Genomic DNA, 1512 nt, shown 5'->3' with positions numbered 1-1512 from the left:
TGAATGGGGGGGCAACGTCCGACCTGAGCGTGTCCGTGCGTCCGCGCTGGCCGCTGGCGGAACTGCCTGAGGCGTAACCCCCTCACCCTGACCCTCTCCCCTGTACGGTCCGGGGACATAGTGAACACTTGTTCGGGGACATGGTAGACACTTACAACTGAGGCATAAGAACCCGTTTATGGAGTCGCTTATGCCCTGGGATGCGAGAGATACCATGTCATTACGTACCGAGTTTGTGCTGTTCGCCTCGCAGGACGGGGCGAACATCCGTTTCCTCTGCCGTCAGTTCGGCATTTCTCCTGCCACCGGCTACAAGTGGCTTCAGCGCTGGGCTGAGGAAGGTGCCTCCGGACTTCAGGACCGCTCCCGCGCACCTCATCATTCCCCGAACCGCTCATCTGACGACATCACGGCCCTGCTGCGCATGGCGCATGACCGTCATCAACGCTGGGGCGCCCGCAAGATTAAGCGCTGGCTTGAAGACCAGGGGCACCGTATGCCCGCCTTCAGCACCGTCCATAATCTGATGGCCCGTCACGGTCTGCTGCCGGGCGCATCACCGGGCGTTCCGGCTACGGGACGCTTCGAACATGACGCGCCGAACCGGCTCTGGCAGATGGATTTTAAGGGCCACTTTCCCTTTGGCGGTGGCCGCTGCCATCCGCTCACCCTGCTGGACGACCACTCCCGTTTTTCCCTGTGCCTGGCGCACTGTACCGATGAACGGCGCGAGACCGTGCAGCAGCAGCTGGTCAGCGCGTTTGAACGCTACGGCCTGCCGGACAGGATGACGATGGACAACGGCTCACCGTGGGGCGACACCACCGGCACCTGGACGGCGCTGGAGCTGTGGCTGATGCGCCACGGTATCCGGGTGGGGCACTCCCGGCCTTATCATCCGCAGACGCAGGGCAAGCTGGAGCGTTTTCACCGCAGCCTGAAGGCGGAAGTGCTGCAGGGAAAATGGTTCGCGGACAGCGGAGAGCTGCAACGCGCTTTCGATCACTGGCGCACGGTGTACAACCTTGAACGCCCGCACGAGGCGCTGGATATGGCGGTACCGGCCTCGCGTTATCAGCCGTCTGCCCGGCAGTACAGCGGCAGCGTAACGCCACCTGAATACGATGAAGGGGTGAAGGTCAGGAAAGTGGATGTCAGCGGAAAGCTGAGCATACAGGGTGTCAGTCTGAGCGCAGGCAAGGCGTTCAGGGGAGAACGGGTCGGGCTGAGGGAGACGCAGGATGACGGCTGCTATGAAGTGTGGTGGTACAGCACGAAAGTGGGGGTGATCGACCTGAAGAAAAAGTCGATCACCATGGGTAAAGGATGTTAAAAAGTGTTCACCATGTCCCCGAACACCTGTCTACCATGTCCCCGGACTGTACAGCCCACAGGGGAGAGGGAACAAACACCAAAAACGGCAACGAGGTTGCCGTTTTGCTTTTACCTGTCCCAGTACGACTCATCGAGACTGTCTTCTCGTTACGGCAGACCGCGAGTTAAGCGAGGCGA

Annotated in this window: 1 protein-coding gene; it reads left to right on the top strand. The window is 60.8% G+C overall.

The genetic code is table 11. From position 1 onward, the window contains the following. Positions 1-178 precede the first annotated feature (178 nt). Entirely contained in the window at positions 179-1333 is a 1155-nt protein-coding gene (locus IM265_RS19750) for an IS481 family transposase (protein WP_080350976.1), read from the top strand. Positions 1334-1512: the final 179 nt, after the last annotated feature.

Source organism: Enterobacter cloacae complex sp. P17RS (assembly GCF_014895885.1).
GTDB lineage: Bacteria > Pseudomonadota > Gammaproteobacteria > Enterobacterales > Enterobacteriaceae > Enterobacter > Enterobacter bugandensis.
Note: the sequence above shows the minus strand (reverse complement) of the source record. Positions and strands in the feature narration are given on the sequence as shown.

What these genes read in the sequence shown, in the direction of transcription:
- IM265_RS19750 (WP_080350976.1), top strand. Translation starts at nt 179, where the DNA reads ATGGAGTCGCTTATGCCCTGGGATGCGAGAGATACCATGTCATTACGT.